The 5245-nt window shown below is 63.6% G+C and carries 4 protein-coding genes; 2 read left to right on the forward strand and 2 right to left on the reverse strand.

Annotated elements, in window-relative coordinates; all coding sequences use genetic code 11:
• Positions 1-1241: toprim domain-containing protein (locus EN884_RS24780; protein WP_245491982.1), on the forward strand; the 1241-nt coding region annotated here is incomplete at its 5' end.
• A gap of 231 nt (positions 1242-1472) precedes the next feature.
• Positions 1473-2390, forward strand: coding sequence for a hypothetical protein (locus EN884_RS24785; RefSeq protein WP_013528199.1), 918 nt, complete (start codon positions 1473-1475; stop codon positions 2388-2390).
• A 98-nt stretch (positions 2391-2488) separates the two neighbouring features.
• Here EN884_RS24785 and EN884_RS24790 read toward each other — a convergent pair whose 3' ends face one another.
• Positions 2489-3970 carry a hypothetical protein gene (locus EN884_RS24790; RefSeq protein WP_063170441.1) on the reverse strand — a complete coding sequence of 494 codons (1482 nt, stop codon included), beginning with the start codon at positions 3968-3970 and terminating at the stop codon, positions 2489-2491.
• Positions 3971-4117: 147 nt separating this feature from the next.
• The coding region (locus EN884_RS24795) for an NAD(P)(+) transhydrogenase (Re/Si-specific) subunit beta (RefSeq protein ID WP_164895135.1) at positions 4118-5245 on the reverse strand (1128 nt) is incomplete at its 5' end.

The following is a 5245-nucleotide window of genomic DNA, read 5'->3' on the forward strand; positions in this document are numbered from 1 at the left end:
ATATCACCCGCAAGAGTTCGCTCGGCGTCACTTCCCTGCCCGGCAAACTGGCCGACTGCCAGGAACGCGACCCGGCGAAATCCGAAATCTTCATCGTCGAGGGTGATTCCGCCGGCGGCTCCGCCAAGGGTGGGCGTTCGCGCCAGAACCAGGCGATCCTGCCGTTGCGCGGCAAGATCCTCAATGTCGAGCGGGCGCGCTTCGACCGCATGCTCGGCTCCGACATGATCGGCACGTTGATCACGGCGCTCGGCACCTCGATCGGCAAGGACGAGTTCAACGCCGACAAATTGCGCTACCACAAGATCATCCTGATGACCGACGCCGACGTCGACGGCGCCCATATCAGAACCTTGCTGCTTACCTTCTTCTTCCGGCAGATGCCGGAGCTGATCGAGCGCGGCCATCTCTACATCGCCCAGCCGCCGCTCTACAAGGTGACGCGCGGCAAGAGCTCGCAATACATCAAGGACGAAAGCGCGTTCGAGGAGTTCCTGATCGGCTCGGGACTGGAGGAAGCATCGCTTACGCTCGGCTCGGGCGAGGTTCGCATCGGGCAGGACCTGCGTGGCGCCATCGATGACGCGCTGGCGGTGCGCCAGCTGATCAACGGCCTGCACACGCGCTACAACAGAGGCGTCGTCGAGCAGGCGGCGATCGCCGGTGGGCTCAACCCGGACGTGTTCGCCGATCTCGGTCGCGCCAACGACATGGCGGAGCGGATTGCAAAACGCCTCGACATCATTGCCGAGGACACCGAGCGCGGCTGGACCGGCCGCATGTCGACCTCGAATGAAGGCGTTGGCGGCTATGTGTTCGAGCGCACGGTGCGCAGCGTCAAGGAATATGCGCATCTCGACCTGGCGCTGATCAATTCGGCCGACGCACGCCAGCTCGACCGCTACGCACAGCGCCTCAGCGAGGTCTACGGGTCGCCGCCGGTGCTGCGCCGCAAGGATGTCTCCGAAACCATCTCGGGGCCGCTGGCGATGCTCAATGCGGTCTTTGCGACAGGCCGCAAGGGCCTGACGATGCAGCGCTACAAGGGTCTCGGCGAGATGAACGCCGAACAGCTGTGGGAAACCACGCTCGATCCGAACGTGCGCTCGCTGCTGCAGGTCAAGGTCAATGACGCGACCGATGCGGATTCGCTGTTTTCGCGGCTGATGGGCGACGAGGTCGAGCCCAGGCGCGAGTTCATCCAGGACAACGCGCTGTCGGTCGCCAATCTGGATATCTGATCTGGCCGTTAAATCTGAATTGGCGCGCTGCGGCGCGCCAATTGTTCCACCGGCGGCAACAAAATCAATTTGCAACGCGCCGGAACGGAAGTCCCTGCGAGACATTGTGACAATATCGATCACAATTTCTAACAGGAGGCTTCCATGGGACGCGGCATTTTGCTCTGGTTGCTCGGCATACCGATCCCGATCATCATTCTGATCATGCTGTTCGTACGATAGGGGGCACTTATGCAGTCCACCCTATCGGCTGTCGACGTTTCCACTTCAACAGAATCCTCCTCCACCGCCGTCAGTTGGGGACCGATCATCGCCGGTGCCTTCGCGGCCTCGACGCTGACCTTCATCCTCATGCTGCTGGGCTCCGGGCTTGGATTGAGCATGGTGTCGCCCTGGTCGGGATCCGGCGCATCTGTCACCACTTTCGCGGCATCCACCGCCGTCTGGCTGATCATCGTGCAATGGCTGTCCTCGGGTGTCGGCGGCTACCTTGCCGGACGCCTGCGCACCAAATGGGTCGGCATCCACACGGACGAGGTGTATTTCCGTGATACCGCCCATGGCTTTCTTGCCTGGGCGTTGGCCACACTGCTCGTCGTCGGCGTGCTTGGCTCCGCGCTTTCCGCTGCCATAGGCTCGGGCGTGCAGGCGGTGTCCACCATCGCGTCTGGTGCGGCCATGGGCGCATCGGCGGGGGCTTCGGCCAATGCCGGCAGCGCGTCGGCCGACAATGCGACATCCTACCTGGTGGATTCACTGTTCCGTCCGGCTGATCCGGGCAAGCTCGCGGCCGCCAATCCGGACAGCGATGCGGCCGCGGTTGGGCAGGCTTCGCGCATCCTGATCGCCGGCGCCGCGGCAGGCGAGGTTTCCGCAGACGACAAAACCTATCTGTCGCAGTTGGTCGCCGTTCGCACGGGGCTTTCGGAAGCAGATGCCAGGACCCGGGTGGATGCCGTCCTCGCCAAGGCCCAGGACGCCAAGGTCAAGGCGCAGCAGGCCGCCGACACAGCCAGGAAGGCCAGCGCGACGTTTGCCCTGCTTGGTGCGCTCTCGCTGGCCATCGGCGCCTTTATCGCCAGTGCTGCCGCGGCCCTTGGCGGCAGGCAGCGCGACGATGAGGAAGCGGTTTTTATCACCAACCGTTGAACTGCACTTGCAACAAAGCCACTCTGGCCCGCCCGGAGCGGCTTTGCTTTGAAGTTGTCGAGCGGCGCTGCCACGACCCCGTTCGCTGAAATCCGTTCTTATTTTCGGGGAGGAATCGCCGGCACTTCGGCTTGGCTCGGCTCCAGTTTGCGACCGAGGTCGACAGCGTCGCGCAGCACGGCGAGATGCGAGCGCGGCTGATCGCCGGCAGCAACCTCGATACCGGTCGCCGCCAACGACCAGTACAGCGTGTGGGTGAAGACACGGCCGAGGGAACCGCGCAGCTCGACCTGAACGTTCTCCACGCCCGGGCCGAAATTCTCCGCCATCGGCCCTGAGATCGGATCGCCCGTCAGCCAACCGTTGCCGCGGTCGAAGATATTGGTCCAGCGCGTCGCAGCAAACACCGCGCCATGATGCACCGCCCGCTGTGGCTTGCCGGAAGAACGGTTGCGCCCTTCCTGATAAAGCACGGTGCCACCGGCCGCCGCTCCCTCGGCAATCGGCGGACATGCCGAGAACAGGCGCTCGGCGATGCCGCGCCTGAATTCGGCGAGATTGTGCGTCACCAGAAATTCGCTGTGGGTCAGCGGGCTACCAAGCGTGACGAAATCGCTGATCTTCCAAGGCCGATGGCTGTCGTCCCTGGTGCGCAGTTGGCGATAGAGCTCCCACTGATCGCGCCGGAACCCGGCAAGATCGTCAAGGCTGCCGGGCCATGCCGAGCCGTCGGCAACAAGCGTCGCCTTGTCGATGGCGTGGATAGCCTTCAGTTTCGCCTTGTCGCGGATGGCCTCGAGTTTTCGGGGCCTGAAATCGGACCACAAGATCTGCAACAGGTCATAGGCGATCATCGAGCCGAGGCTGTGCGAGACCAGCACGATGCGATCGTAGGTATCGTCCATCATCAGACGCTTCAGCAGCTTCAGGCCGCGGTCGCGGATCAGCGCCCGCTTCTCTACCGTGGCCGCTTCAGCGCGCACATAGCCCGCGACATCGCCGAAATAGGGAAGGCCAAAACGGTCCACCGACCAGATGACGAACGAGGCCAGGATGGTGACGAGGACGCCGACGGTCCACGAAATCTGCTGCTGCCAAACCGACGTCGCAAGCGCGAGCGTCGCGACCAGGACGATGATGGCGGCAACCAGAGTGACCAGATAGAGCTTTCGGGCGTCCGGCGGTATGTCGGTGGGCTTGCGCCACAGCAGATTTGTCACCCAGGCGGCAAGCCGGCCTCGCGTCGTGCCCTGCGTGATGTCGGCCCAGTAAAGCTCGTAGAAGTCGGTGCGGCGGCCATCGACATCGTAGGGCGTGGTGATGCGGCGAAGTTCGTACGAATTGGTCCGGCTGTCGGGAGTGATCCAGCTCTGGTTGATCTTCGCGCCGGCGGGGTCGGCCGGATCGGCGACATGGGCATAAAACGGCGCGCGGTTGGGGTCATGGCTCCAGACAGCCTGGACAAAGCCTCGCAGCGTATCCATCGGCCGCTGTTCGCCCATGCCATGCACGATCACCACCGCCTGGCCAGGCTTGCGCGGCGCTTTCCCGGCGGGCGGCGATGCGATCGGGTCAGGCACCAACGTCTCCGTCGACGACAATCCCGCCGTCGAGGCGGGAATTCGTCATCGTAGCGCCGAAATCGCCGTCAAGCCAAGAAAGCCTGCCAAGAAAAAGCCCGGCGCGAAGCCGGGCGATTCTTGGCGTGTCCCGGCGCTTATCCCGGATCAGTGATCCATGGCTTTGACGATCTCTTCGGTCATCTTCTTGGCGTCGCCGAGCAGCATCATGGTGCCGTCCTTGTAGAACAGCGTGTTGTCGATACCGGCATAGCCGGAACCGAGCGAGCGCTTGACGAACAGGCAGGTGCGCGCCTTGTCGACGTCGAGGATCGGCATGCCGTAGATGGGTGAGGACTTGTCGTCGCGCGCGGACGGGTTGGTGACGTCGTTGGCGCCGATGACATAGGCAACGTCGGCTTGCGCGAACTCCGAGTTGATGTCCTCAAGCTCGAACACCTCGTCGTAGGGCACATTGGCTTCGGCGAGCAGCACGTTCATGTGGCCGGGCATGCGGCCGGCGACCGGGTGGATGGCGTACTTCACGTCGACGCCATTGGCCTTGAGCTTGTCGGCCATTTCGCGCAGCGCATGCTGCGCCTGGGCAACCGCCATGCCGTAGCCCGGCACGATGATGACTTTCTGGGCGTTCATCATGAGGTAGGCGGCATCGTCGGCAGAACCCTGCTTGACCGTGCGTTCGATGCCGTCATCGGCGGCCGCTGCCGTCTCCCCACCGAAGCCGCCGAGAATGACCGAGATGAAGCTTCGGTTCATGCCCTTGCACATGATGTAGGACAGGATCGCGCCGGATGAGCCGACCAGCGCGCCGGTGATGATCAGCGCCAGATTGCCGAGCGTGAAGCCCAGCGCCGCCGCCGCCCAGCCGGAATAGGAATTCAGCATCGAGACGACGACCGGCATGTCGGCGCCGCCGATCGGGATGATCAGCAGGATACCGAGCACCAGCGAGGCGGCAACGATCAGCCAGAAGACCAGCTTGGACTCGGTGGTGACCAGCAACACGATCAGCACGACGAGCGCGATAGCAAGTGCGGCGTTGATGAAGTGGCGTGCGCCGATCATGATCGGCTTGCCGGACATGCGGCCATCGAGCTTGAGGAAAGCGATGACCGAGCCGGTGAAGGGGATGGCGCCGATGGCGACGCCAAGGCTCATCTCGATCAGGGCCTGGGCATGAATGTCGCCATCCGTGCCGATGCCGAAGCTTTCCGGGGCATAGATCGCGGCAGCCGCCACCATGACGGCGGCGAGGCCGACCAGCGAGTGGAAGGC

Origin of the sequence: Mesorhizobium sp. M7A.F.Ca.AU.001.01.1.1, assembly GCF_004022735.1 — a bacterium.
Classification (GTDB): Bacteria; Pseudomonadota; Alphaproteobacteria; order Rhizobiales; family Rhizobiaceae; genus Mesorhizobium; species Mesorhizobium ciceri.